This is a genomic window from Streptomyces sp. NPDC043746, assembly GCF_056436485.1.
The window spans coordinates 35,788-59,121 of record NZ_JBWKCM010000034.1 but is presented as its reverse complement, the minus strand read 5'-3'; the positions used below and the strand labels follow the sequence as shown (position 1 = coordinate 59,121).

The 23,334-nt window shown below is 72.7% G+C and carries 26 protein-coding genes and 2 pseudogenes; 21 read left to right on the top strand and 7 right to left on the bottom strand.

What is annotated here, in order from left to right; genetic code table 11:
• The first annotated feature begins 250 nt into the window (after positions 1 to 250).
• Together AC0682_RS27770 and AC0682_RS27765 are read left to right on the top strand one after the other, a co-directional pair.
• A complete protein-coding gene (locus tag AC0682_RS27770; RefSeq protein WP_478535846.1) occupies positions 251 to 1,057 on the top strand; it encodes an aminotransferase class IV in 807 nt (268 codons plus the stop codon).
• 34 nt (positions 1,058 to 1,091) lie between these two features.
• A complete protein-coding gene (locus AC0682_RS27765; RefSeq protein WP_478535845.1) occupies positions 1,092 to 1,244 on the top strand; it encodes a hypothetical protein in 153 nt (50 codons plus the stop codon).
• On the opposite strand, the pseudogene AC0682_RS27760 reads toward AC0682_RS27765, so the two are convergent.
• A pseudogene (locus AC0682_RS27760) lies at positions 1,231 to 2,246 on the bottom strand (MarR family transcriptional regulator). The gene AC0682_RS27765 and the pseudogene AC0682_RS27760 overlap by 14 nt on opposite strands.
• A gap of 403 nt (positions 2,247 to 2,649) precedes the next feature.
• Here AC0682_RS27760 and AC0682_RS27755 point away from each other — a divergent pair.
• The 6 genes and pseudogenes from AC0682_RS27755 to AC0682_RS27730 form a co-directional block, all read left to right on the top strand.
• Positions 2,650 to 3,259: pseudogene (locus AC0682_RS27755) on the top strand (amidase family protein); the annotation flags it as partial.
• A gap of 438 nt (positions 3,260 to 3,697) precedes the next feature.
• Positions 3,698 to 4,273 (top strand): hypothetical protein, encoded by a 576-nt coding sequence (locus AC0682_RS27750; RefSeq protein WP_478535843.1) that lies wholly within the window; start codon positions 3,698 to 3,700, stop codon positions 4,271 to 4,273.
• A gap of 256 nt (positions 4,274 to 4,529) precedes the next feature.
• On the top strand, positions 4,530 to 4,871 hold the full coding sequence (locus AC0682_RS27745; protein WP_478535842.1) for a cupin domain-containing protein: 342 nt from the start codon (positions 4,530 to 4,532) through the stop codon (positions 4,869 to 4,871).
• 213 nt (positions 4,872 to 5,084) lie between these two features.
• On the top strand, positions 5,085 to 5,543 hold the full coding sequence (locus AC0682_RS27740) for a RidA family protein (RefSeq protein ID WP_478535852.1): 459 nt from the start codon (positions 5,085 to 5,087) through the stop codon (positions 5,541 to 5,543).
• A 209-nt stretch (positions 5,544 to 5,752) separates the two neighbouring features.
• A complete protein-coding gene (locus AC0682_RS27735; RefSeq protein WP_478535840.1) occupies positions 5,753 to 6,637 on the top strand; it encodes a phosphatidylinositol-specific phospholipase C in 885 nt (294 codons plus the stop codon).
• Between the two features lie 64 nt (positions 6,638 to 6,701).
• Positions 6,702 to 7,625, top strand: a complete 924-nt coding sequence (locus AC0682_RS27730) for an endonuclease/exonuclease/phosphatase family protein (RefSeq protein WP_478535839.1) — start codon at positions 6,702 to 6,704, stop codon at positions 7,623 to 7,625.
• 21 nt (positions 7,626 to 7,646) lie between these two features.
• On the opposite strand, the gene AC0682_RS27725 is transcribed toward AC0682_RS27730, so the two are convergent.
• The 5 genes from AC0682_RS27725 to AC0682_RS27705 all read right to left on the bottom strand — a co-directional run bounded on the left by AC0682_RS27725 (position 7,647) and on the right by AC0682_RS27705 (position 13,089).
• Complete coding sequence (locus tag AC0682_RS27725; RefSeq protein ID WP_478535837.1) at positions 7,647 to 9,077, bottom strand: HAMP domain-containing sensor histidine kinase; 1,431 nt, start codon at positions 9,075 to 9,077, stop codon at positions 7,647 to 7,649.
• A 53-nt stretch (positions 9,078 to 9,130) separates the two neighbouring features.
• Positions 9,131 to 9,871 carry a response regulator transcription factor gene (locus AC0682_RS27720; protein WP_478535836.1) on the bottom strand — a complete coding sequence of 247 codons (741 nt, stop codon included), beginning with the start codon at positions 9,869 to 9,871 and terminating at the stop codon, positions 9,131 to 9,133.
• Positions 9,872 to 9,941: 70 nt separating this feature from the next.
• Positions 9,942 to 11,120: a S1C family serine protease gene (locus AC0682_RS27715; RefSeq protein ID WP_478535850.1), complete on the bottom strand. Its 1,179-nt coding sequence runs from the start codon at positions 11,118 to 11,120 to the stop codon at positions 9,942 to 9,944.
• A gap of 103 nt (positions 11,121 to 11,223) precedes the next feature.
• On the bottom strand, positions 11,224 to 12,258 hold the full coding sequence (locus AC0682_RS27710) for a LacI family DNA-binding transcriptional regulator (RefSeq protein WP_070199356.1): 1,035 nt from the start codon (positions 12,256 to 12,258) through the stop codon (positions 11,224 to 11,226).
• Positions 12,259 to 12,282: 24 nt separating this feature from the next.
• A complete protein-coding gene (locus AC0682_RS27705) occupies positions 12,283 to 13,089 on the bottom strand; it encodes a response regulator transcription factor (protein WP_254812045.1) in 807 nt (268 codons plus the stop codon).
• A 353-nt stretch (positions 13,090 to 13,442) separates the two neighbouring features.
• Here AC0682_RS27705 and AC0682_RS27700 point away from each other — a divergent pair, with 353 nt between their 5' ends.
• The 8 genes from AC0682_RS27700 (at position 13,443) to AC0682_RS27665 (ending at position 19,001) form a co-directional block, all read left to right on the top strand.
• Complete coding sequence (locus AC0682_RS27700; protein WP_478535849.1) at positions 13,443 to 14,393, top strand: alpha/beta fold hydrolase; 951 nt, start codon at positions 13,443 to 13,445, stop codon at positions 14,391 to 14,393.
• A gap of 58 nt (positions 14,394 to 14,451) precedes the next feature.
• On the top strand, positions 14,452 to 14,706 hold the full coding sequence (locus AC0682_RS27695; protein ID WP_478535834.1) for a MoaD/ThiS family protein: 255 nt from the start codon (positions 14,452 to 14,454) through the stop codon (positions 14,704 to 14,706).
• A gap of 10 nt (positions 14,707 to 14,716) precedes the next feature.
• A complete protein-coding gene (locus AC0682_RS27690; protein WP_478535833.1) occupies positions 14,717 to 16,108 on the top strand; it encodes a hypothetical protein in 1,392 nt (463 codons plus the stop codon).
• A gap of 103 nt (positions 16,109 to 16,211) precedes the next feature.
• Entirely contained in the window at positions 16,212 to 16,901 is a 690-nt protein-coding gene (locus AC0682_RS27685) for an LmeA family phospholipid-binding protein (protein ID WP_478535831.1), read from the top strand.
• Positions 16,902 to 17,165: 264 nt separating this feature from the next.
• Positions 17,166 to 17,246: a putative leader peptide gene (locus tag AC0682_RS27680; protein WP_350240574.1), complete on the top strand. Its 81-nt coding sequence runs from the start codon at positions 17,166 to 17,168 to the stop codon at positions 17,244 to 17,246.
• A gap of 176 nt (positions 17,247 to 17,422) precedes the next feature.
• Positions 17,423 to 18,262 carry a sulfurtransferase gene (locus AC0682_RS27675; protein ID WP_478535829.1) on the top strand — a complete coding sequence of 280 codons (840 nt, stop codon included), beginning with the start codon at positions 17,423 to 17,425 and terminating at the stop codon, positions 18,260 to 18,262.
• A gap of 43 nt (positions 18,263 to 18,305) precedes the next feature.
• The gene (locus AC0682_RS27670; RefSeq protein WP_018490348.1) at positions 18,306 to 18,593 is read left to right on the top strand and encodes a DUF1416 domain-containing protein; all 288 of its coding nucleotides are present in this window, start codon (positions 18,306 to 18,308) and stop codon (positions 18,591 to 18,593) included.
• A 150-nt stretch (positions 18,594 to 18,743) separates the two neighbouring features.
• Positions 18,744 to 19,001 carry a DUF3099 domain-containing protein gene (locus tag AC0682_RS27665; RefSeq protein ID WP_478535828.1) on the top strand — a complete coding sequence of 86 codons (258 nt, stop codon included), beginning with the start codon at positions 18,744 to 18,746 and terminating at the stop codon, positions 18,999 to 19,001.
• A gap of 41 nt (positions 19,002 to 19,042) precedes the next feature.
• Here AC0682_RS27665 and AC0682_RS27660 read toward each other — a convergent pair whose 3' ends face one another.
• The gene (locus tag AC0682_RS27660) at positions 19,043 to 19,405 is read right to left on the bottom strand and encodes a DsrE family protein (protein WP_019761201.1); all 363 of its coding nucleotides are present in this window, start codon (positions 19,403 to 19,405) and stop codon (positions 19,043 to 19,045) included.
• Between the two features lie 107 nt (positions 19,406 to 19,512).
• Here AC0682_RS27660 and AC0682_RS27655 point away from each other — a divergent pair, with 107 nt between their 5' ends.
• From AC0682_RS27655 to AC0682_RS27635, 5 genes are all read left to right on the top strand, one after another.
• Positions 19,513 to 20,271 carry a hypothetical protein gene (locus AC0682_RS27655; protein WP_478535826.1) on the top strand — a complete coding sequence of 253 codons (759 nt, stop codon included), beginning with the start codon at positions 19,513 to 19,515 and terminating at the stop codon, positions 20,269 to 20,271.
• Positions 20,268 to 21,092: a hypothetical protein gene (locus tag AC0682_RS27650; RefSeq protein ID WP_478535825.1), complete on the top strand. Its 825-nt coding sequence runs from the start codon at positions 20,268 to 20,270 to the stop codon at positions 21,090 to 21,092. The genes AC0682_RS27655 and AC0682_RS27650 overlap by 4 nt, the downstream gene beginning before the upstream one ends.
• The gene (locus tag AC0682_RS27645; RefSeq protein WP_478535823.1) at positions 21,089 to 21,967 is read left to right on the top strand and encodes a hypothetical protein; all 879 of its coding nucleotides are present in this window, start codon (positions 21,089 to 21,091) and stop codon (positions 21,965 to 21,967) included. The genes AC0682_RS27650 and AC0682_RS27645 overlap by 4 nt, the downstream gene beginning before the upstream one ends.
• 296 nt (positions 21,968 to 22,263) lie before the next feature.
• On the top strand, positions 22,264 to 22,836 hold the full coding sequence (locus AC0682_RS27640; protein ID WP_478535821.1) for a heme-binding beta-barrel domain-containing protein: 573 nt from the start codon (positions 22,264 to 22,266) through the stop codon (positions 22,834 to 22,836).
• A gap of 53 nt (positions 22,837 to 22,889) precedes the next feature.
• Positions 22,890 to 23,330: a Fur family transcriptional regulator gene (locus tag AC0682_RS27635; RefSeq protein ID WP_478535819.1), complete on the top strand. Its 441-nt coding sequence runs from the start codon at positions 22,890 to 22,892 to the stop codon at positions 23,328 to 23,330.
• The last annotated feature ends 4 nt before the right edge of the window (positions 23,331 to 23,334 follow it).

The window sequence follows — 23,334 nt, the reverse complement described above, 5'->3', positions numbered from 1 at the left end:
CACCGGAATGACACTGAAGCCGTAGCCACGAGCGGGGGGGGGGGGGGGGGGGAGCGCCCCCCCCCCCCCCCCCCCCCCCCCCCCCCCCCCGTACGGCCCCACCCCCCGGGGCGGCCCGGGGAGCCGTGACGGCGGGCCGTGCGGCCATCCGATCGGCCGTTCGGCCATGCGATCGGCATGCCGGTCATGCGACCGGCCATCGGACCGGGTGAGCGGCCGGGGCGGGCAGCCGCCCTGACATGCTGGCCGCATGGCGACACTCGACGGAGAGCCGGTATCGGCCGACGACCTGCTGCCCCTGGCCCTGACCAACCTGGGCCACTTCACCACCTTCAGGGTCGACGCCGACGGCACCGTCCGCGGCCTCTCCCGCCACCTGGACCGCCTCGTCGGGGACTGCGCGGCCGTTTTCGGCGTGCCTCTGGACACCGGCCGCGTACGGGAGTTCGTCCGCCGGGCCCTGGCGGGCCGGGAGTTGCCCTGCGTCGTCCGCGTGACGGTCCACGACCCGACGGTGGACCTGGCCCGACCGGCCAACGCCGACGCACCCCGGGTCCTGGTCTCCGTGCGCCCGTCCGGCCCGCCGGGCCACGGCCCGGCCGTCGCACCGCTGCGGGCCAGGAGCGTCACGTACGAGCGCGACCTCCCCCAGGTCAAGCACGTCGGGCTGTTCGGCGCCCTGCACGCCCGGCGCGCGGCGCAGCTCGCCGGATACGACGACGCGCTGTTCGTCGGCCGCGACGGGCACGTGACCGAGGGGGCCACCTGGAACGTGGGCTTCGTCGACCGGGACGGCGCCGTGCTGTGGCCGCGATCCGGCGTGCTGCCCGGCGTCACGACGGCCCTGCTGCGCGAGCACACGGCGCCGTACACCGAACACCGCGACGCCGACCTGACGTTGGACCTGGCCTGCTCCATGACGGCGGCCTTCGCGACGAACGCGGGCATCGGCGTCCGCCCGCTGTCGACGATCGACGGGACCGGGTTCGCCGCCGAACACCCGCTGCTGGACCGCCTCCGTGAGGTATATCTGTCGATTCCCGGCGAGGTGCTGTGAAGCCGGGGCAGGGCATGGCAAGGGTGAATCCGCCATGACCCGGGGCACGAGCGGAGCGCTGCCGGCCGGCCGCCGGGTCGTGGCCGAACGCGCCGACCCGGTACCCCTTCTGGAGGCGGCCGGGCGGGTGCTCGGTCTCTGTGTGGGGGAACGGGGCGTGAACGTGGCCCTGGTCACGGGAGTTTGAGCAGGCTTCGGAGTTCGCTGACGTACGCGCCGATGTCGCGTTGCACGGGGAGGCCGTCATCCCGGGAGCGTTGCCGGGGTACGTCCGTGCCGGACCGGCAGGGGCGGCAGAGGCCGTCGGGGAGGGCTTCGGGGGGTCCCGGGGTGCCGCACTCCGTGCACTCGACGAGGGCGCGGCGGCCGGGAGCGGGGGTGCCCGGTGTGGTGTTCGCGGCGGGCAGGCGCGGGGGGATCTTGGTGGCCAGGCGGCGGCGGAGGAAGCCCACGGGGGAGTCGACGGCTGCCGGGAGTCCGGCCGTGAGGGCCGTGGTCAGGTAGTCGACGCCTACGCCTCGGGCCAGCCACTCCGCGGCCTGGGGTTCCAGGGCTGCGCAGTCGTCGGCGGAGAGGGCCAGGCGGTGGTCGCCCCGGCCCAGGCGGGCCAGGGCGAGGTAGGCGGGGGAGGGTCCGCCCGGAGCGCACTGGGCGGGAGCGGGTTGCCGGGGTGCGGCGGTGGAGGTCGGCGGCGCCGGTTCCGCGGGGGGAGTCCGCGGTTCCTCGGCGGGGGGCGAGGGGGGTGGCGGGGGCGCTGTCTCCGGGACGGCGGCGGCCTGGGCGGCGGCCTGGGCGGTGGCGGTTGGGGTGAACGCTCCGGGGGCCGTCCTGGTCGCCGTCCCGGTGGCGGTTTCGGCGGTCAGGAAGGTGGTCCACCATGCGTTGTCCCGTGCCGTGCGGGACCAGAACGTGCGGAAGACCCAGCGTGTTTCCTCGCCTGCGTTGACGGGGCACTGGACACGTCGTAAGTGGCCCGCCACTGACAGGGCCGTGAGCGCCTTCGAGATCGCCTGCTGGCCGTAAGCGGGAGTTGCTTGGCCAGTTGCTTCACGCTCATCGATGCGCCGTCGGGCAGGTGGTCGATGAACCCGGCCACGTATCGTTCGCGTGTGGGGAGCAGGGCGAAGTCCGACGCTGTGCGCGGGAGTTGGCCGGGGGCGGAGCGCTTTCCGTAGCCCGGGTTCGCCATCGGGTACGCGTCGGAGAGTGCGGGGGGCCGCGGGGCAGAGCTAGTGTGCTGTGTAGCCACGGGATCGGCTTTCTGTTGGGTGACGATCTTGCGGTTAGACCCCGGCCTGGTGCTGTAACACCTGTCGGGGTCGTTCAGTTCTCGAACCGTAAGCAGTCGTGGCGCTTCGTCGCAAGCTGTCGCGATTAGTCATACTTGCCCAGCTGTGACCTGGGTGGGGCGGTGGGGAGGTTTTTCCAACCCCTTCTCTTACCTGCCGGTCAAAGAAGGCGCTCGGGTCCCGGGGCTCGTGTCCCGACGCCCGCGTCCCGGGTCCCGAGCTTCGGGCCGGGCCCCCCCATCCGTACCCCTGAAGCGCGAACCGACCGGCCCGAGGCTCGGAACCCGGGGCTCGGAACCCGGGGCTCGGAACCCGGGGCTCGGGGTGGCCGCGAGCCGGGGCATGGTCCCTCCGACCGTCCCCGCGCTGCCGGTCGACGGGGACCTGGCCGTCGTCGGGCCGATGGCGCGCTCGGCCCGCGACCTCGGCCTCCTGCTCGATGTGACGGCCGGGCCGGACCCGCTCACGCTCGGCGTGGCGTACGGGATGACGCTGCCGCCCGCACGCCACGAGCGGCTTGGCGACTTCCGGGTCCTGGTCCTCGACGAGCATCCACTCCTGCCGACCGGGGCCGCCGTGCGGGCGGGCGTGGAGCGGGTGGCGAAGGCGCTGCCCGACGGCGGTGCCCGCGTCGAGCGGCACAGCGCGCTCCTGCCCGACCTGGCCGAGGCCGCACGGCTGTACATGCAGTTGCTCGCCTCGGGCTCCACCGTCCACTTCCCCGTCGAGGCGTACGAGGAGGTGCGCGCCCACGCCGCCGGGCTGGGCGCGGACGACCTCAGCCTGGACGCGGCGCGGCTGCGGGGCACGGTGCTCAGCCACCGCGACTGGCTCGCGGCGAACCACCTCCGCGAGGCTCACCGCCAGGGCTGGCGTCGCTTCTTCGCGGAGTTCGACGCCGTCGTCTGCATGGGACGGGGGGGGGCAGCGGCAGCTGGAAGCCGCAGGAGGAAGGGGACGTGCCGCCGTTCCGGTCCGCCAGTCCGAGCGAGGTCACCGTGGGCCGCTCGGGCGAACTCAACGTCTTCGCCTGCCCCGATGAGCCCGGTCACCCGCACCGCTGGTGCGTCCAGTAGACCGCTCGGCGCCACGGCCGGTGCACCCGCGCCGTCCTTCAACAGCCGGGCGGTCCAGCGTTCTTGCGGGTTCGCGGCCCCATGCCTTCAGGGCTGAGCCGCCCGCATACCGCAGTCGATCCCGGCCCGCGCCTCGGGACCCGGCGCGGGGTGACGTACATCACCGTGCGGCGCGTCGTTGGTGTGGCGAGACTGGGCGCAAGGCCCGTACCCCTGCTGTGGCCTGCGTGAAGCGGCGGCGCGCGCCGGATACGACACGACGGGAAGTATCGCCCATGGCCTCGCTGGAGACCGTCAGACGCCGTGAACGCGCGATCATCGTCGCCTCCATCACGGTCGCCTCCATCATTGTGCTGGCCGCCGCCGGGATCTGGGTGTACGGGGTCCAGGCCATGTCCCATCCGGTCGCTCTCAGTCTCCTCGGGGCCCGGATCGACGGGGACACGGTCACGGTGAAGGCCGCCCAGTGCCCGCAGGACCGGGTGCGACGGGTCGAGGTGCGGAATGCGGAGACGGGGCGCCTCCTCTGGTACGGCGACCGGCCGCTGACGGAGGAGGGGCTGCACGGGGTGGTTCCCCTCTGGGACGGGAAGGGCTACCGCTACTCCGGCCCGGCGGGCCGACGGTCCGAACTGCCCGCGGAGTTCGAGGTGGTCGTCGACCAGGACCCCGACTTCGGCGCGGCGGAGTGGTTCGACACTGCGAGGATCCGTGCCGCCGCGCCGCCCCCGGGGTCGTACTGGACCCCTGGCGGGGTCAGGACGGCCGCCGAGCTGGACGCGGTCCTGGAGTGCGACGGCGACGGTGGCGGAAGCCGTGACGGCAGCGACGGCGACAGCGACAGTCCGTAGGCGCTCGGGGGGCTGCACGGGGGGCGTACCTGCGGGTTCTCCCTGCGGCACGGGGAGGGGGGAGCGAGTGGGTGGTGCAGCCGCACCTCGCGTCGGCCGCCGAGGCGGAGGCCTCGGCGACCGTGCTGTCGGCGGAGGACGCGCCGTGCGGGGCGTGCGCGCTCTGCCGTCGCGGCGGCCGTTGAGTACGGGGCGACCCGGGGCCTCGCCGCGTGTTCGGCTCGCCCGCGCGGACGTTCCGCGACAGGCTGGCCCCATGAGCAACGAGACACCGACCGGCACGGACAACGCCCTCAAGACCGTCATCCATGTCGAGGACGTGGAACCGCACGAGGTGGCCCCCGGAATTCTGCGCCGCAAGCTGCCCGCCACCGGCTACGCCCGGGGCTGGCTGATCGACTTCGCCGCCGGTACGGAGTGGCCGGAGATCGACGAACACGACACTGAGGAGAGGTACTTCGTCCTCAGCGGCGAGGTGATCGACGGCGGTGAGCGCCACGGGCCCGGTACGTACGTCATCTTCGCGCCCGGGAGCCGCCACCGGCCGCGTACGGAGACGGGGGCCCGGATGCTCGGCATCTCGCTGATGGACGCCTGAGGCAGCCGGAGCGCCCGGAGCGCTCGTGCCGCCCCGGCGCACCGCGCCGGAGGATGCGGCGACGCACCACGGGGGCGGCGACGCGGGGTACGTCACCGACTCCTCGTACCGGCAGGCGGGGTGAGGTGACACCGCTGCCGTACGGGGGTGGGCCCGGCGGAAATCCCCGTGCGGGGCGGGGGCGCGGGCGCCAGACTCGTCGGCATGACGGACATGACGGAGAAGAGCGCCCGCGTCAGCGAGGGGGGCGGCTCCCGCACCGGTACCGAGAACATCACCCGCATCAATCCCGAGCAGCTCCACGACACACCCGGCTACCACCACATCACCGTGGTCGAGGCCGGTCGCACGGCCTATCTGGCGGGTCAGTGCCCGCTCGGCCCGGACGGCGGACTCGTCGGCCCCGGCTCCTACGAGCAGCAGGCGGACCAGGTCGCCGCCAATGCGCTCACCGCCCTCGCGGCGGTGGATGCCGGGCCGCAGCACGTGGTGCGGTCGGTGATCTACGTACGGAGCGAGGCGGGCCCGGACCTCACGTCGGTGTGGAACCGGCTCAACGCCTCCGCGCTCGGGCCGGCGTTCACCACCGCGAGCACGCTCCTGGGGGTCGCGCAGCTGGGCTATCCCGGGCAGTTGGTCGAGGTGGACATCACGGTGGCGCTGCCGGGGTGAGGGGTGCCCTCGCGTGACGGGGGAGGCCGGGTGAGCGGGGCCTTGGCGTGAAGGGGGCCTTCGGTTGAGGGGAGCCCTCGGGTGGGTGCGGGGGCTCCCACCCCTTCCCGATCTGACGTGTTCGCGTCAGAATTCGAGTCACCCCCCGCAGCCCCTGGAGGCGCCCCGTGCCCGCGATCTCTCCCAACCTCCCTGTGGAATCACGGCCCTTGAGCACGCGCAGGAGGTTCCTGGCCGGAGCCCTCGCCGTCTCCGCCACCGCCATCGTCGGGGCCGCGCCCGCCGTCGCCTCGACACGCAAGGCCGTCCGGGGCACCCAGGACTGGATGGGCGGCCTGCCCGACTCCGTCGAACTGCGGCGGCTCACGATCCCGGGCACGCACGACTCGGGGGCCCGGTTCGGCGGGCCGTGGGCGGAGTGCCAGAACACCACGATCGCGCAGCAGTTGCAGAGCGGCATCCGGTTCCTGGACGTACGGTGCCGGATCACCGGAGGGTCGTTCGCGATCCACCACGGGGCCGCGTTCCAGAACATGATGTTCGGCGATGTCCTCATCGCCTGCCGGGACTTCCTGGCCGCGCGGCCGAGCGAGACCGTCCTGATGCGGGTCAAGCAGGAGTACTCCTCCGAGAGCGACGCGGCGTTCCGGGCGGTCTTCGACGACTACCTGGACGTACGGGGATGGCGCTCCCTGTTCCGGCTGGACTCCACGCTCCCCTCGCTCGGCGGCGCTCGGGGCAAGGTCGTGCTGCTGGCCGACAACGGCGGTCTGCCCGGGGTGCGTTACGGCGATCAGGCCCTCTTCGACATCCAGGACGACTACATGGCGGAGCCGTTCGCCAAGTACCCGAAGATCGAGGCCCAGTTCCGCAAGGCGGCCCAGCAGCCGGGCAAGTTCTTCGTGAACCACGTCTCCACCGCCGCCCTCATGCCGCCCCGCTGGAACGCCGACCGGCTCAACCCGCAGGTGCACTCGTTCCTCGAACGCTCCGAGACGGCCGACTGGACGGGGCTCGGCATCGTCCCGATGGACTACCCGAACCAGCGGGGCGGGCTGGTGGAGTCCTTGATCCGGCACAACCCGGCGGGGTGAGGGGCGGGCGGCCGGGACGTAGGCTCACCCCTCACGTGATCAACTCGTCAGGGGTGGGAATGCCATGAAGCTGTTCGGAACCTTGAGAAGACCGGCCGGGGCGCTGGGCGTTCTCGCGCTGCTGCTCGGCGCCGTGATCGCCGCGCCACCGGGCGGGGCGGTCGCGGCACCGGCGGCGGCAGCGGCTGTCGCGGCGGAGCCGAAGAACCTCCAGGTCATGTCGTGGAACATGTGCGACATCCCGCGCTGGAACTGTGCGGACACCGGCACCAGCGCCCAGAAGGCGGGCGTCGTCAAGCACCACATCGACAACACCTGGGTGCACGCCGTCCTCCTCCAGGAGGTCTGCGAGAACACCCTCGCCACGCTGATGACCGAGCTGGGCCCGGGGTGGGGCAAGGCGTTCCACCCGTACCGCTGGTCGCAGAACGGCGTGAAGCACGACAGCCCCTGCGTGGAGGGGAAGCCCGAGCGGGCGGGCACGGCGATCATCGTCAAGGGCGGGATCCGGGACGCCCGGACCTACCCGACCACCCAGCCGTGGACGGGGCTCCAGGCGCCCTTCCACTGCGCGACGGCCCCCTACTGGGACGACATCCGGCTCTGCAACGTCCACGCCTCCTGGCTGGGCATCAACCCGGACCACCCCACCTGGGACTACCGCGACGACCAGTTCGCGGAGATCAAGGCGGTCGTGGACCAGTTCCCCCGCACGGTCTTCGGCGGTGACTTCAACGCCAAGTCTCCGGACGCGCCGAACAACCCCCACGCCTGGGTCTGGCCGCAGGGCCTCTACTCCCAGGGACCGGGCACCGAGGGCTACCAGGAGTGCGACCAGACGGGGACGTCCCGCACGGGGCGCCCGACGCACGACTCCGGGGTGAAGATCGACTACATCTTCAGCAGCGAGACCCGGCGCTGGTGCGCGGTGGCCGACACGGCGTACTCGGACCACCACGTGATGATCGAGAGCGTGGCCGTCGGCTGACGGTGACGAGGGCCCGGGCGCTCACATCCCCGGCGGCGGTGTGGGCGCCCCCGGCAGCCTGATCGCGGCGGTCGTGCCGGGGCCGCCGTCCGGGGCCGGGCGGAGGGTGATCTCGCCGCCCGCCTGCTGGACCGTGCGGGCCACGATGGACAGGCCGAGGCCCGAGCCGGGAAGCTGGCGGGCCGAGGGGGAGCGCCAGAAGCGTTCGAAGACGTGGGGGAGTTCCTCGGCCGGGATGCCGGGGCCCCGGTCCCGTACCGTCAGCTCGCCCCGGTGCAGGCGTACGTCGACCGTGGCGCGGGGCGGGCTGAACTTCACCGCGTTGTCCAGGACGTTGACGATCGCCCGCTCCAGGGCCGCCGGTTCGGCCCGTACGTACCAGGGGGCCAGGTCGTCGGTGATCGTCAGCTCGGGGCCGCGCAGGCGGGCGCGGCGCAGGGCGGTACGGGTGACGTCGTGCAGGGCCACCACCTGGAGCGGGCCCGGCTGGGCGGCGTCGGGGCGGGCCAGTTCCTGGAGGTCGCCGATCAACGCGGCCAGCTCCGTCATCTGGGCCTTCACCGAGGCCATCAGCGCCTTGCGGTCCTCCGGCGGGATCACCCGGCCCGTCTCGTCGCTGCGCGCCAGCAGTTCCACGTTGGTCCGCAGCGAGGTGAGAGGGGTGCGCAGCTCGTGGCCCGCGTCCGCGATCAGCTGCGCCTGGCGGTCGCGCGAGGACGCCAGTCGAGCCGCCATGGAGTTGAAGGAGTTCGACAGGCGTGCGATCTCGTCCTCGCCGTCGACCGGGATGCGTACGGTCAGGTCCTCCGTACGCGCCACGTGTTCGACCGCTTCGGTCAGCTCGTCGACCGGTCGCAGACCCGCCCGCGCCACCCACAGCCCCGCCGCCCCCGCACCGATCACCCCGATCCCGGAGACGGCCAGCAGCACCCAGGCGAGCTGGCCGAGCGGATCGGTGACCTGGGCCATCGGGACGGCGACGGAGACCGCCAGGTTGGGGCGGTCCGGCACGGGAGCGGTGTGCACGCGCATCGCGGTGCCGTTCTCGGCCTTCGTGGTGTGCGTCGCGTCCCCGCGCAGCCCGGCGGCGACGGCCCGGTCCTCGTCCTGGACCGGGATGGCGGGCTTGCCGGGCAGCGTGCAGGGCCGGTCGCCGGTGGGGGAGACCAGCTGGATCGTGTACGGGCCGGTCACGATCTGGAGGTCGCCGGGCAGCCCGCTCGTGCAGGACGCCGTCAGCACCACGATCGCCTTCTCGGCCGGCTTGACCTGGGAGAGCGTCGTGTCGAGCTGCTCGGTCAGCCGGTCGCGCGTCGTCACCCAGCACGCCACTGCCACCGCCGCGACCGCGACCGCCACCGCCGTGGCGACCAGCAGTGCGAGCCGCGAGCGCAGGGGAAGGGTGCGGAAGCGGCGGACCAGGCCGGTCCTCGTGGTGGACCCGGCCGCCATGGCCGCCCCCGACGCCGTGCTCCCGGTACCCGCGGAAGGAGGTTCCGCCGTGCTCACGCCTCGCCGCTCCCGTCCGCACGGAGCGCGTAACCCACCCCGCGTACGGTGTGGACCAGGCGCGGTTCGCCGCCCGCCTCGGTCTTGCGGCGCAGGTACATCACGTACACGTCCAGGGAGTTGGAGCTCGGCTCGAAGTCGAAGCCCCAGACCGCCTTGAGGATCTGCTCCCGGGTCAGCACCTGGCGCGGGTGGGACAGGAACATCTCCAGGAGCGTGAACTCCGTCCGCGTCAGCTCCACCCGCCGCCCGCCCCGGGTGACCTCGCGGGTGGCCAGGTCCATCCGCAGGTCCGCGAAGGAGAGCACGTCGTCGTCGGGGGCCTGGGCGCCTGCCGCCGCTGCCGACGCGTACGAGCTGCGGCGCAGCAGGGCCCGGATACGGGCGAACAGCTCGTCCAGCTCGAACGGCTTGACCAGGTAGTCGTCCGCGCCCGCGTCGAGTCCGGTGACGCGGTCCCCGACGGTGTCGCGGGCGGTCAGCATGAGGATGGGCGTGGTGGAGCCGGTGGCGCGGATGCGGCGGGCGGCGGTGAGGCCGTCCATCCGGGGCATCTGGATGTCCAGGACGATGAGGTCGGGGCCGTACGCCTCGGCCATCGCCAGGGCGTCGTACCCGTCGACCGCCACCTGGGTGCCGTACCCCTCGAAGGCGAGGCTGCGCTGGAGCGCCTCGCGCACGGCCGGTTCGTCGTCGACGATCAGGATGCGCTGGGGATGGTCTTCGGCGGGGCTCATCGCTGTCTCGTCCTCTTCTCGTGTCGACCTGGTCCGTCCGCTCCGCGGGGGTGCTCTCAGCCTCGCACGGTCAGGTGGTGTCCCCCGCGCGCAGGTCGGCCAGGTCGGCCTTGAGCGTGTTCACGGGGATCGCGAAGCCGAGGCCCACGCTGCCCGCCGTCGAACCGCTGCCCGCCGCCGACGAACTGGGCGCGTACATCGCGGAGTTGATCCCGATGATCTCCCCGTCCATGTTGATCAGCGCGCCGCCGGAGTTGCCGGGGTTGAGTGAGGCGTCGGTCTGGAGCGCCTTGTACGTCGTCGTCCTCTCGCCCGTGTCGCCGTTGAACTGCTGCCCGCCGAACTCGAACGGCCACTGGCTGCCGCCGCGGCCCGGCCCCCGGCCCGAGCCGCCGGAGTCGTCCTTCGCCACTGTCACGTCCCGGTCCAGTGCCGAGATGATTCCGCTGGTGACCGTGCCCGACAGCCCTTCCGGCGAACCGATTGCCACGACCTGGTCGCCCACCTTGACCTGAGAGGAGTCCCCGAGCGTGGCCGTCTTCAGCCCGCTCGCGCCACGCAGCTTGATCAGCGCCAGGTCCTTGTCCGGGTCGGTGCCCACGACATCGGCGGTGTAGGTCCTGCCGGTGGAGAGCGTGACCTCGATCTGCTGGGCGCCCGAGATCACGTGGTTGTTGGTGACGATCTCGCCGTCCTCGGTGATCACGACCCCGGATCCGGTGGACCTCCCCGCCGAGGAGGCCGCTCCGATCTCGACGATGGCGGGGGAGACCGCCTCCGCCACGCCCGCGACCGTGCCCTTGCTGCTCTGCGAGACGGTGGTGCCCTGGACCGTGCCCGTGGAGCCGGTCGCCGGGTCGGAGCCGCTGCCCAGCCGGCCGACGAGGGTCGCCGTGCCGCCGCCGATCGCCCCGGCGGCGATCGCCACCGCCGCCAGGAGCGCCACCGGCCGCTTGGCCCTGCGTCGGCCGAGGGGGGCGGGGCCGGGGGCGTACGGGGGCGGCGGCGGGTAGCCGCCCGCGCCACCGTCGTACGCCGTGCTGCCGTGCGTCGCCGAGATGTACGCCGTGGTGTGCGGGGTCTCGCCGTGCGCACCGCTGCCGTGCGCCGTGTCGCCGGATGTGGTGCCGCCGTACGTCGTGCCGTCGTACCTCGTGCCGTCGTACGTCGTGCCGTCGTGCGGGTACGAGGTCGGGTCCTGGTCCGTCGTCTGCGCGCCGCTCGGGCGGGGGCTCTCCGTCATGTGCATCACCCTCGCGAGCGAAGATGAGAGCACCCTGAGTACGTCCTGAGAAGCCCGGAAGAAGCGTGTATGCCCGCTGTAAAGACCGGCCCCACTCCGATGGCGGGTTCTACGGCGTCGGCTCCCCGCAGCCGCACGAGCGCCGGATCACCAGCGCCGAGGGGAACTGCTTCAGCCGCTCCCGGCGCGAGCCCACGACCCGGAGCGAGTCGTCGAGCACCAGGTCCACCGCCGCCCGCGCCATCGCCGGGCGGTCGGAGAAGACCGTGGTCAGCGGCGGATCGGTGAGCCCGGCCTCCTTCACGTCGTCGAAGCCCGCCACCGCCAGCTCACCCGGCACGTCGATGCGCAGCTCGCGCGCCGCCCGCAGTACCCCGATGGCCTGGTCGTCCGTGGCACAGAAGATCGCCGGGGGCCGGTCCGGGCCGGAGAGCAGCCCGAGGGCCACCTGATAGGCGTCGTACCGGTTGTACGGGGCCTGGAAGAGCCGGCCCTCCGTCGAGCGGCCGGACTCCCGCATCGCACGGCGCCACCCCTCGACGTGGTCCGCGACCGGGTCGCCGACCGCCGGGGTCTCCTCCGTGCCGCCGAGGCACGCCACGTACGCGTGGCCGTGCTCCAGCAGATGGCGGGTGGCGAGCTGGGCGCCGCCGACGTCGTCCGTCACGACCGCCACGTCGTCGATCGCCTCGGGGCGCTCGTGCAGCAGCACCACCCGCGCGTCCCAGGCCTCTATCTCCGCCGCCGCGCGCTCGCTGGGGCCCTGGCTGACGAGGATCAGGCCGGAGACGCGCATCCCGAGGAAGGCCCGCAGATAGTGGACCTCGCGCTCGTCGCGGTAGTCGGAGTTGCCGACGAGGACCATCTTCCCGCGCTCGGCGGCGGCTTGTTCGACCGCGTGGGCCATCTCCGCGAAGAAGGGCTGCCGGGCGTCCGGGACGATCATTCCTATGAGGTCGGTCCGCCGCGAGGCCATGGCCTGGGCGACCCGGTCGGGCCGGTACCCCAGCTGCTTGATCGCGGCGAGTACCCGCTCGCGCGTGGCCGGGGCGACCGGCCGGGGTCCGTTGTTGATGACGTAGCTGACGACCGCGGTCGACGTCCCCGCCAGTCTCGCCACATCGTCCCGCGTCACCTTGGCCACGCGCGGCAGTCTACGCGGATGGACCTATCCCTTGGCAGCCCGGACCGGGGCTTCTTCCTCCGCCGTGGCCGATGAGGACTGCTCCGAACGGGCGACGGGTCCGTCCGCCTTCTGCCGCCCGCCCGCGCGCTCCTTCGCCTCCTCGGCGGCGCGCTCGACCTTCTCCGGCACGACGAAGCGGTAGCCGACGTTGCGGACGGTCCCGATCAGCGACTCGTGCTCGGGCCCGAGCTTCGCGCGCAGCCGCCGGACGTGGACGTCGACCGTCCGCGTACCGCCGAAGTAGTCGTAGCCCCAGACCTCCTGGAGGAGCTGGGCCCGGGTGAACACCCGGCCCGGGTGCTGCGCCAGGTACTTCAGCAGTTCGAATTCCTTGAAGGTCAGGTCCAGGACCCGGCCCTTGAGTTTCGCGCTGTACGTGGCCTCGTCGACGGAGAGATCACCGTTGCGGATCTCCATCGGGGAGTCGTCGGAGGTGATCTGCTGCCGGCCGGTGGCCAGCCGCAGCCGGGCCTCGACCTCGGCGGGCCCCGCGGTGTCCAGCAGGACGTCGTCGATGCCCCAGTCGGCGGTGACGGCCGCGAGGCCGCCCTCGGTGACGACGAGGATCAGGGGACATCCGGGCCCGGTGGAGCGCAGCAGCTGGCAGAGCGAGCGGACCTGGGGAAGGTCGCGCCGCCCGTCGACGAGGATCACGTCGGCGCCCGGGGTGTCCACGAGGGCCGGGCCCTCGGCCGGGGCCACCCGCACGCTGTGGAGCAGGAGCCCGAGGGCGGGCAGCACCTCCGTCGACGGCTGGAGTGCGTTCGTCAGAAGCAGCAGTGAACTCATCGCCGCCCACCTGCCTGGCTCGGTCGATCGTGTTGCACGGTTCGCTCGCCCATTACGTCGGTCCTCCTCGTTCCCTGCGAGAGGGGCACTCCCGGGTCGGACCCGGGGGAGTATGCGGCACTGCTTCGTACGTCATGCGGGTGTTGCGGGTATTACGCGCGGTCCCGCGCCCCGGGGACCGCTGAGCTTCTCGAAACGTTTCCGTAACAACGCCGGGAAAGCACAAAAGGACCCGGGGGCTGCATTGCCCAGGTCCTCTTCGCAGCAGAATAGCCCACATGAGTTCCGTGTCCGAGGGTCCGATCCGGGCTTCTTCTGTTCCCTTGCTCACGCGGGTACCGCGTTCGGCCACCTTGCTGACCGATGACGGCGTACCGGTCGAGGCGGTGTACGAACCGTGTACGGCGGGTTCCGGGGCGGGTTCCGGGGCGGGTCCCGGAGGCCGTGGGGAAGCGGCGGCCGACACTCCCGCGATCGTCGTCGCGCACGGCTTCACCGGCTCGGTCGACCGGCCTGCCGTACGCCGTGCCGCGCGGGTGTTCTCCCAGCGTGCGGCCGTGATCACGTTCTCGTTCCGGGGCCACGGGCGGTCCGGCGGGCGCTCCACGGTGGGCGACCGCGAGGTGCTGGATCTGGCCGCCGCGGTGGCGTGGGCACGGGCCCTGGGGCACGTGCGGGTCGTGACGGTCGGCTTCTCCATGGGCGGCTCGGTGGTGCTCCGGCACGGTGCTCTGTATCGCGGTGGTCTGTATACGGGCGGGACGCCGGGGCGGGGGCCGGAGTGCGGTCCGGATGGTTTCGGGGCATCGGATGCATCCGTTCGTGTACCGGAGCGTGAGGGGCGCACAGGGGAGCACTTGGGGGCGCATCCCGGCATGCCCGTGCCCATGCCCGTGGTCGCGGGCGCGCATGCGGATGCCGTGGTGTCGGTCAGCGCCCCGGCCCGCTGGTACTACCGGGGCACGGCCCCGATGCGCCGACTGCACTGGGTGGTCACCCGGCCCTCGGGGCGGCTCGTCGGGCGCTACGGACTCCGTACCCGCATCGCCACCGAGGCGTGGGACCCCGTGCCGCTCTCCCCGGTCGCCGCGGTCCCGCTCATCGCCCCGGCCCCGCTGCTGCTCGTCCACGGCGACCGGGACCCCTATTTCCCGCTGGACCACCCGCGGATGCTGGCCGACGCGGCGGGGGAGGGCGGCGCGGAGCTGTGGCTGGAGCGGGGGATGGGGCATGCGGAGAACGCGGCGGACGACGCCCTGCTGGCCCGGATCGCCGCCTGGGCGACGGCCGCGCCGCCCACGTGACCCATCATGGAGAGCCGACGCGCGACGCGTCCGACGAACCGACCGAAGGAGTTGCGCCATGGCAGCGGGGACGATCCGCTACTGGGCAGCGGCCAAAGCCGCCGCGGGCACCGCGGAGGAGCCGTACGCGGCGGCGACCCTCGCCGAGGCGCTCGACGCCGTACGCGAACGCCACCCGGGCGAGCTGAGCCGGGTGCTCCAGCGGTGCTCGTTCCTCGTCGACGGCAACCCCGTCGGCACCCGTGGGCATGAGACCGTACGCCTTGCCGAGGGCGGCACGGTCGAGGTGCTCCCGCCGTTCGCAGGAGGATGAACCGCAGGCCATGAGCAGCAGCGATCAGCAGTACCCGTATCCGTACGCGCCGCAGCAGCCGCCCGCGCCGCAGCCGCCGCAGCAGCACTGGCCCGACGGGACGGCCGGGCAGCCCGCCCCGCCCCAGGAGCCGGACGCCTTCGACCAGGGTGCGACCCAGACCTGGCAGGCGCCGACCTGGGACACGCAGTACCAGCCGACGATCCGGCGGGACGTCGCGCCTCAGGGGTACGGACAGCCGGAGCCGGACGGGAGCGGCGCGCCTCGGCCGGTGGCGTACGGGACGGGGGCCGACGCGTACGGGAACGGGCAGGGCTCCGATCCGTACGGGGTGGCTCAGCCGTCGCAGCCGTACCGGGAGCCCCAGCAGCGGCCGCGGTACCAGGAGCCGCAGTACCACCAGCCTCAGCCGTCGCAGCCGTACCACCAGCCCCAGCACCGGGCCCAGCCTCAGCAGCTCCACCAGCCGGTGCCCTCCGCCGCCGACACCGCCTACCTGCCCCCGCAGGGCGCCTCCGGCTCCCTCCCGCTGCCGCCCGAGGCCGGGCCCGCCCCCGTGCCTCCGGCCCCGCGGCAGTCGCAGCCGCAGGACGCCCGGCTCGACGACTCCGGCTACAGCGCGCCCACCACCCTCGGCAACGCCCGGATCACCGACGCCCAGCGGGCCAGGGCCGAGGGGCGGTCCCCGATCATCGCGCCCGGGATGCGGCCCGCCGCGCTCACCGCCGGGCTCGGCCTGCTCCTCGCGGGCGGCGCGGCCATCGGCCCGTACGCCCTGCTCGTCCCCCTCGTCCTGCTCCAGGCCCTGACGGCCGCGGGCTGGTTCCGGCTCAACGGCATGTGGCCCGCCCGCCAGGGCATCGCCCTCGCCTTCGCCGGCGGACTCGTCGCCGATGTCGCGCTCCTCACGGCGGGCCGGGAGCACGGGCCCGCGGCGCTCCTGGGCACCCTGGGGGTCTGGGTGCTGCTCACCGTGGTCCTCCAGCTCCGCAGCCACGCGGCCGCCGACGAGCGGCTGTACGGCCTGATGGCCACGGTCGTCTCGGCGGCGCTCGCGGTCCTGGCCGCCGGGCACCTCGCGGCGGCCGGGGACGCCGTGGCGGTCGGCGGGGTGGCGGTCGCGGCGGCCGTGCTCGCCCGGGCGCTGCCCCTCCCGGGCATCGCGTCGGTCGTGGTGGCGCTGCTCGCGGGCGCGGGCGCCGGTATCGCGGTGGGCGGTCTCACGGGGTACGGCGGCCAGGGCGCGCTGCTCGGCCTCGCGGCGGGCGTCTGCGCGCTGATCGGGCTGCGGGTGGCGAGCTACGACTACCCGTCGCGCTTCGTCCACATGACGGCCGGGGTGGCGCTGCCGCTCACCGCGGCGGCCCCGGCGGTCTACCTGATCGGCCGTGCGCTGGTCTGACGTGTACTCAACGGGGGAAGGCGCCCCGGGAACCGATCGGGTGGTGCCGCTCGTCGATCGCCCGGGGGACCGACCGTACGGCTGAGCTGGGGGAACGACACACATGCGCGCACTGCGAATCCTGCTGGTCCTGCTGGCGGTGGTCGGCGGGATCTTCGTCGCCGTCGACCGGGTGGCCGTCCACCTCGCCGAGTCGGAGGCCGAGGAGCGGATCAGCCTGAGCGGTGGCAGCGGCGGGAGGGCCGAGATATCGATCAAGGGCTTCCCCTTCCTCACCCAGCTCGCCGCCTCCAGGCTCGACCGGGTGGACGTCTCGCTCAGCGGGATGCAGACCGAGACCGGCGGCCGTGCGGTCCGGGTCGACGAGGTCCGGGTCGAGCTGCACGACGTGAAGCTCGGCCCCGGCTACTCCACCGCCACAGCGGCCCGCGCCACCGGCGCCGCGCTCGTCTCGTACGAGGACCTGACGGCGGCGGCGGACGACGGCGTCACCGCCGCGTACGGCGGCGACGGCAAGGTGAAGGTCACCGGCACGGTGGAGGTCCTCGGCCGCCCGATCTCCCGCAGCGTGCTCTCCACCGTGACCCGGGTCGACGGGCACACGGTCAAGGTGCGCGCCGACGAGGTGCCGGGCGAGGGCATCCCGGGCGTGGAGCAACTGGTGCGCCAGAGGACGGACTTCGAGCGCGACATCGACGGTCTGCCGAAGGGGCTGGAGCTCCGGAGGACCCAGGTGACGGAGAACGGCCTGGAGATCGAGCTGGGCGGCTCGAACGTGTCGCTGACCGGCTGAGACCCTCCGGTCAGCGGGGCCGGCGGGGGCTGACGGGTGAGCCGACGGAGCCGACGGGCCGGACCCGCGCGCTCCGGCCCGGAGCTCCCGATCCGGATAGTGAGACGACGGCGTCCGGTCCGTAGATGTGTCGCGCACGGGGAGCGGCGGGGAACCGGCCCCGGAGTGCGCCCACCCGCTAGGCGTCTCGCATCATGGATGATCGCGTCTCACCATGCGACACGGCGGTGACATCTCCGCCCGTACCTCCCTACGATCGGACGCATGAAGCGACAGGCGGATCTCACGAAGCGGCGGGCAGTAGACCTGTGCCGCGTCGCCGCCATGCTCTGTCGCACCTCCTGAGCGGGACGTTCGTCCGTCCCGCTGCTCCCCGGCCCTTCGACCGCACCGTCAGGGCCGGCCCCCCGTGCCCCGTACGCGCCACGCTCCGTCCGTCCGCGTGCGTACCCGCACACCCGCACCACGCACACTCCGCATCTCGCACCACCCCGCCGCAGACTGCCCCGGAGGAGAAGAACATGAGCCGCAGCGACGTCCTGGTTGACGCCGACTGGGTCGAGGCCCACCTCGACGACCCGCAGGTCGCCATCGTCGAGGTCGACGAGGACACCTCGGCGTACGAGAAGAACCACATCAAGAACGCGATCCGGATCGACTGGACGAAGGACCTCCAGGACCCGGTCCGCCGCGACTTCGTGGACCAGGCCGGCTTCGAGAAGCTGCTCAGTGAGAAGGGCATCGCCAACGACACGCTGGTCGTCCTCTACGGCGGCAACAACAACTGGTTCGCGTCCTACGCCTACTGGTACTTCAAGCTGTACGGCCACGAGAACGTCAAGCTGCTCGACGGCGGCCGCAAGAAGTGGGAGCTGGACTCCCGCGACCTGACCGACGTCGTCCCCACGCGCCCGGCCACCCAGTACAAGGCCAAGCCGCAGGACGAGTCGATCCGCGCCTACCGCGACGACGTCGTGAAGGCCATCGGCAGCCAGAACCTGGTCGACGTGCGCTCGCCCGACGAGTTCAGCGGCAAGCTGCTCGCCCCGGCCCATCTCCCGCAGGAGCAGTCGCAGCGCCCCGGCCACGTGCCGAGCGCCCGCAACATCCCGTGGTCGAAGAACGCCAACGACGACGGCACCTTCAAGTCGGACGACGAGCTGAAGGCCCTCTACGAGGACGAGCAGGTCGACCTGTCGAAGGACACCATCGCCTACTGCCGCATCGGTGAGCGTTCCGCGCTCACCTGGTTCGTCCTGCACGAGCTGCTCGGCCAGGAGAACGTCAAGAACTACGACGGTTCCTGGACCGAGTACGGCTCCCTCGTCGGCGTGCCGATCGAGCTGGGCCCCGCCAAGTAGTCGACCGACCCGCACGACCCGACCCGACCCGAAGGACAGAACCATGTGTGGAGCAAAGGCCGGCGGCCCCGACGCTTCGACGATCAAGCCCGGTGAGACCACCATCCAGGGCAGCGTGACCCGCGACGGCGAGCCCGTCACCGGCTACGTGCGCCTGCTGGACTCGACCGGTGAGTTCACCGCCGAGGTCCCGACCTCGGCGACCGGACAGTTCCGCTTCTACGCGGCCGAGGGCACCTGGACGCTCCGCGCCCTGGTCCCGGGCGGCAGCGCCGACCGCACGGTCGTCGCGCAGACCGGCGGGCTCTCCGAGGTCGCGATCGCCGTCTGATCCACGGCACGGCCGCCTGACCGGCGGCACCGAGACGGCCGAAGGGCCGCACCCCAGGGGGTTGGACGCCACCTGACGCGGGGTGCGGCCCTTCGTGCCGTTCCGCGCCGTCCGGTCACGGAGGTCCGGCGACCGTCCTACGCTGGAGGTATGTACGCCCGACGCCGGCGGAACTACTTCCTCCTGATGGGCGGATGCGTCGTCCTCTTCGTCTCCGCCTGGGCCGTCGTCCGTCTGTGGTCGATGCCCGCCGCCGTCGCGATGTGCCTGGTCGCGATGGTGATCCCGCCCGTCGCCGCGACGCTCGCCAACCGGCGGGGGCCGGAGGACCGGTGGTGGGACGACCCCTCCGGGGACCCGAAGTCCGACGAGTGGTGGGACGAGTTGGACGGGAAGAAGCGGTACTGACCCGTGGATCAGGGCCGTACCGGCCCTGTGGAGAAGGCCGGTCAGTAGACGAGCGCCTGCGTGCCGTCCGCCATGGCCTCCTGGACGAAGACCTGCGCCCCCGCGATCCGTACGCCCTTCAGGACGTCCTGCTCCGTGATCTCGCGCCGGGCCGCGCACTGCGTGCAGAGGGTGACCCGGCCGCCCGCCAGGATCGAGTCGAGCAGATCGGGCAGCGGGGCGGCGTGCGGCAGCTCGAACTCGGCGGCCCGGCCTGGCAGCGCGAACCACGACGACTCCCCGGTCAGCCAGAGCGAGACCTCCACGCCACTGGCCACGGCCACCGCCGCCACGGTGAAGGCCTGAGAGCAGCGCTCGGCGGCTTCGGGCCCGGCGGTCACCTTGATCACAAGCTTCTTCGACATACACCGAACTGTAATCCTCCGAGGGGCAACCTCCCCCCTGACCTGCGAGTCACCTGTGCGCGCGGATGCGCCGCCCGCGCTTCGAACTCACTACGGGGGGACCCCTTTTGGAACCGAACGACACTGTTTCGCCCACCAGCAGACCCCGGGGCCGCACGGCACTGATCATCGCCGCCGCGGCCCTGCTCGGGATCTCCGGCGGCACCGCCGTCGGCTACGGCATCCAGTCCCAGCGGCCACCGACGCCCCTGCCCGCCCTCTCCCAGCCCGGCCTGGCCTACCCGGCGAAACCGCTCGCGGCCGACAAGGCCCCGGCCCCGCTGCCCGCCTCCGAGGACCGGCGGGTCAAGACGGACGGAGACCTGCGCAAGCTGCTGCTGGAGCGGCCCAAGGGGGCGGAGGCCTCTCCGGACTACCCCCGCGAGGGCGGCGAATGGATGCCGTACGCGGAGTACGCCCGGTACTTCAAGGACGGGGAGGGCATGTTCCGGTACTTCACCGAGAGCGGTCTGCGCCGGGTCGCGGCGACCGAGTGGGTACAGAAGGACCGGCACACCCATCTCGCCCTGGTCCAGTTCAGGCCGGGCCTGGACAGCTACGCCCCCGATCACCTCGCCAACCAGCTCTCCTACATGCCGGAAGCGAAGGAGGGGGCCGGTAACGCCGGGGATCCGATCGAAGGCACCGGCCAGGGGCGCTACTTCCTCTACCCCGTCGAGCGGGAGGCCGGCTATCTGCCCCTCTATCGCGCCAGGGCGCTGGCCGTACGCGGAGACATCATGATCGACATCGGCATCAGCGATGTGAAGCCCATCAGCAAGAAGGACATCCGCGTCCTCGCCGAACGACAGCTGGAGCGCCTGTGAGCGACGACGCCGAGACCACTTCCGCCGCGCCGGAGGCCTCCACCACTCCGGAAGCCCCCGCCGCACCGGAGCCCTCCGCCCCGAGGCGCCGACGGGCCGTGGCCACCGTGCTGCCGCTCGTGCTGGTCCTCGCCGCGGTGGGCGGCGGCGCCGCCTACACGGCCCAGGCCGTGAGCGGCGCCGACCGGACCGTCGAGACGGCCGTCTGGGACGACAGCGCCCCCGAGCCGGGCCCCGACCCCGCGGCGAAGGCCGACCGCGGCAGGGCGGACACCGAACTGAGCAGGCTGCTGCTGCCCGTGCCCGAGGGCTACCGGCTCGGCCCGGACCTCGCCGGCCTCAGCAACGACGGTGAGGCCCGCGGGGAGGCCGCCGTCGCCGCGCTGAAGGAGGAGGGCGGGCGCGGGCTGAGCGCCAAGCAGTACCGCCAGCTCGACGCGCTTATCGGCAAGCTCAAGGTCCGGGGCGTCGCCCACCGCTCGTACGCCGCCGACTCCGGCGACCTGGTGCTCTCCGTGCGGATCACCCAGGCCGAGAACGCGCGGACGGTCCGCACCCTCCACGAGCAGAAGACCGCCCTCGTGGAGGCATTCGGCGTGCTGGACAAGGGGCCGAAGATCGACGGCCACAAGAACGCCACCTGCTACCGCCTGCCCGACGACCGCGAGAACCCGGTCGACAGCATCGCCTGCCACGCGTACGAGGGCGGGACATCGGTGACCTTCCAGGTGGACGGCCCCAAGCCGCTCCGCGCGGCCACGGTCGCCGGCCTGGTGAAGCAGCAACTGGACCACATCACGTCCCCGGGGATGTCCGTATGAGCGATCAGATGAGCGACCAGCAGACCGTGGCGCCCGCCTCCGCCCCGCCGACGGAGGCCGCCGCGCCCACCACGTCCCCGGCCGTGCCGGAGGCCCCCGCACCCGCCGCTCCCCGCCCGCCGCGCCGCGCCCTGCGGGCCGTCGCCCGGTGGACGGCGGCGGTGCTGGTGTTCGGCGGGCTCGGTACGGGGACGGCGCTGGTGATCACCTCGGCCGAGCGGGGCGACGTCCCCGGGCTCGCCACCGAGGACGACGGGCGCTGGGCGTACCCCAAGCTCTCCCTCCCCGCGCTCCCGGCCGGCTCGCCCCGCCCGTTCACCGAGGCCAACGCGGCGCAGATCCACCACGCGGACCTGCGCGAGCTGCTGCTGCCCGCACCCGCCGGGTCCACCCCGGACAAGGCGCTGAACGGCGGCTGGGTCAAGCAGGAACGGTTCCTCGCCGAGTACCGGGCCGAGGACCGCGACGAGCTGGACCAGCTCCTGACCGACACCCCGCCCCGCCACATCGCCGCCCGGGGCTGGACCATGCCCGACGGCACCCGGGCCCGGATCTATCTGCTCCGGTTCGACTCGGCCGGTGCCGTCACCGACGTACAGCGGGAACTGAACATCGGGGTGACGATGCGCTGGCCGCTGGCCGGGGCGGAGGAGGTCGCGTTCGACACGACCTGGAAGTCCACGCGGGCGGTGGAGGGGGTGGCGTCGTACGTGTTCACCGTGAAGGCCCCGCACGGCGACGCGCACACGCGCCAGGCGTACTCCGTCGCCGGTGACACGCTCGCCCTGATCGTCCACGAGCGCCCCGGCGAGGCGGAGGCTGCCCGCATTCCGTTCCAGCAGACGGTGATCCTCCAGAACCAGCTGCTGGGCTGAGGCGCACAGCCGGGGGAGGAGGGGCGGGCCGGGCGGTGGTGACGCCGTTCGGCCCATCCCTGGACGAGAGGGCCCGGGCCCCACCCATTAGGCTGGGGCCCGGCCCTGTACTGCCGCCATACCGCTCATTCCGAGGAGCCCCCGTGCTTGAGGCATTCTTCTCCGCCCTGCTGATCCTGGTCTGCGTCGGCGTGCTCGCCTTCACGGTCGTCGCCGTGAAGAAGCTGTACCAGGGCCAGCGCTGACCCTCGCCGTACCCGATCGTTCCGCCCTCTCACAGATCGTCTGAGCCGCTCATGATCGAGATCCCGTCCGACCTCCACCCGGACCTCGTCCCGCTGGCCTTCCTCATCGGCAAGTGGGCGGGTGCGGGCGTCTCCGACTTCCCCGGTGCCGAGAAGTGCAACTTCGGCCAGGAGGTCACGTTCAGCCACGACGGCCGTGACTTCCTGGAGTACGTCTCCCACAGCTGGGTCCTGGACGGCGAAGGCAACCAGGTCCGCCCGCTGGAGTCGGAGTCCGGCTACTGGCGCGTCGACAAGGACCGCAAGGTCGAGGTCGTCATGGTCCGGGACCAGGGCGTCGTCGAGATCTGGTACGGCGAGCTGGCGCACCAGAAGCCGCAGATCGACCTGGTCACCGATGCGGTCGCCCGCACCGCGGCCTCCGGTCCGTACAGCGGGGGCAAGCGGCTCTACGGGTATGTGAACAGCGACCTCATGTGGGTCGGCGAGAAGTCGACCCCCGACGTCGAGCTGCGGCCGTACATGTCGGCGCACCTGAAGAAGGTCGTCACTCCGGAAGAGGTCGCCGAGATGGCGCGTAGCCTCCCGGACATGCCGGACGACGGCATCGCGTTCTTCAAGTAGGCCCCTGCGCCGCGAGCCTCCTGGCCGGTGCTCACCCGCCCTACACTGGGCCTGTGGTGAGCACCGACTGGAAGACCGATCTTCGGCAGCGCGGCTACCGGCTGACGCCGCAGCGTCAGCTCGTCCTGGAGGCCGTCGACGCCCTGGAGCACGCGACTCCGGACGACATCCTGTGCGAAGTGCGCAAGACCGCGTCCGGGGTGAACATCTCCACGGTGTACCGGACCCTGGAGCTCCTGGAGGAGCTGGGGCTGGTCAGCCACGCCCACCTCGGGCACGGCGCCCCGACGTACCACCTGGCCGACCGCCACCACCACATCCACCTGGTCTGCCGGGACTGCAAGGACGTCATCGAGGCGGACCTCTCCGTCGTCGCCGACTTCACCGAGAAGCTCCGCGCCGACTTCGGCTTCGACACAGACATGAAGCACTTCGCGATCTTCGGCCGGTGCCGGGCCTGTACGGCTGCGGGGGACGGCGGGCCCAAGTCGTAGGCTG

Bases quoted from the DNA above. Each gene is read 5' to 3' on its own strand.
- AC0682_RS27770 (WP_478535846.1), top strand. From the start codon at position 251: ATGGCGACACTCGACGGAGAGCCGGTATCGGCCGACGACCTGCTGCCC.
- AC0682_RS27765 (WP_478535845.1), top strand. From the start codon at position 1,092: ATGACCCGGGGCACGAGCGGAGCGCTGCCGGCCGGCCGCCGGGTCGTG.
- AC0682_RS27750 (WP_478535843.1), top strand. From the start codon at position 3,698: ATGGCCTCGCTGGAGACCGTCAGACGCCGTGAACGCGCGATCATCGTC.
- AC0682_RS27745 (WP_478535842.1), top strand. From the start codon at position 4,530: ATGAGCAACGAGACACCGACCGGCACGGACAACGCCCTCAAGACCGTC.
- AC0682_RS27740 (WP_478535852.1), top strand. From the start codon at position 5,085: ATGACGGAGAAGAGCGCCCGCGTCAGCGAGGGGGGCGGCTCCCGCACC.
- AC0682_RS27730 (WP_478535839.1), top strand. From the start codon at position 6,702: ATGAAGCTGTTCGGAACCTTGAGAAGACCGGCCGGGGCGCTGGGCGTT.
- AC0682_RS27725 (WP_478535837.1), bottom strand. From the start codon at position 9,077: ATGGCGGCCGGGTCCACCACGAGGACCGGCCTGGTCCGCCGCTTCCGC.
- AC0682_RS27720 (WP_478535836.1), bottom strand. From the start codon at position 9,871: ATGAGCCCCGCCGAAGACCATCCCCAGCGCATCCTGATCGTCGACGAC.
- AC0682_RS27715 (WP_478535850.1), bottom strand. From the start codon at position 11,120: ATGCACATGACGGAGAGCCCCCGCCCGAGCGGCGCGCAGACGACGGAC.
- AC0682_RS27705 (WP_254812045.1), bottom strand. From the start codon at position 13,089: ATGAGTTCACTGCTGCTTCTGACGAACGCACTCCAGCCGTCGACGGAG.
- AC0682_RS27695 (WP_478535834.1), top strand. From the start codon at position 14,452: ATGGCAGCGGGGACGATCCGCTACTGGGCAGCGGCCAAAGCCGCCGCG.
- AC0682_RS27690 (WP_478535833.1), top strand. From the start codon at position 14,717: ATGAGCAGCAGCGATCAGCAGTACCCGTATCCGTACGCGCCGCAGCAG.
- AC0682_RS27685 (WP_478535831.1), top strand. From the start codon at position 16,212: ATGCGCGCACTGCGAATCCTGCTGGTCCTGCTGGCGGTGGTCGGCGGG.
- AC0682_RS27680 (WP_350240574.1), top strand. From the start codon at position 17,166: ATGAAGCGACAGGCGGATCTCACGAAGCGGCGGGCAGTAGACCTGTGC.
- AC0682_RS27675 (WP_478535829.1), top strand. From the start codon at position 17,423: ATGAGCCGCAGCGACGTCCTGGTTGACGCCGACTGGGTCGAGGCCCAC.
- AC0682_RS27670 (WP_018490348.1), top strand. From the start codon at position 18,306: ATGTGTGGAGCAAAGGCCGGCGGCCCCGACGCTTCGACGATCAAGCCC.
- AC0682_RS27665 (WP_478535828.1), top strand. From the start codon at position 18,744: ATGTACGCCCGACGCCGGCGGAACTACTTCCTCCTGATGGGCGGATGC.
- AC0682_RS27660 (WP_019761201.1), bottom strand. From the start codon at position 19,405: ATGTCGAAGAAGCTTGTGATCAAGGTGACCGCCGGGCCCGAAGCCGCC.
- AC0682_RS27645 (WP_478535823.1), top strand. From the start codon at position 21,089: ATGAGCGATCAGATGAGCGACCAGCAGACCGTGGCGCCCGCCTCCGCC.
- AC0682_RS27640 (WP_478535821.1), top strand. From the start codon at position 22,264: ATGATCGAGATCCCGTCCGACCTCCACCCGGACCTCGTCCCGCTGGCC.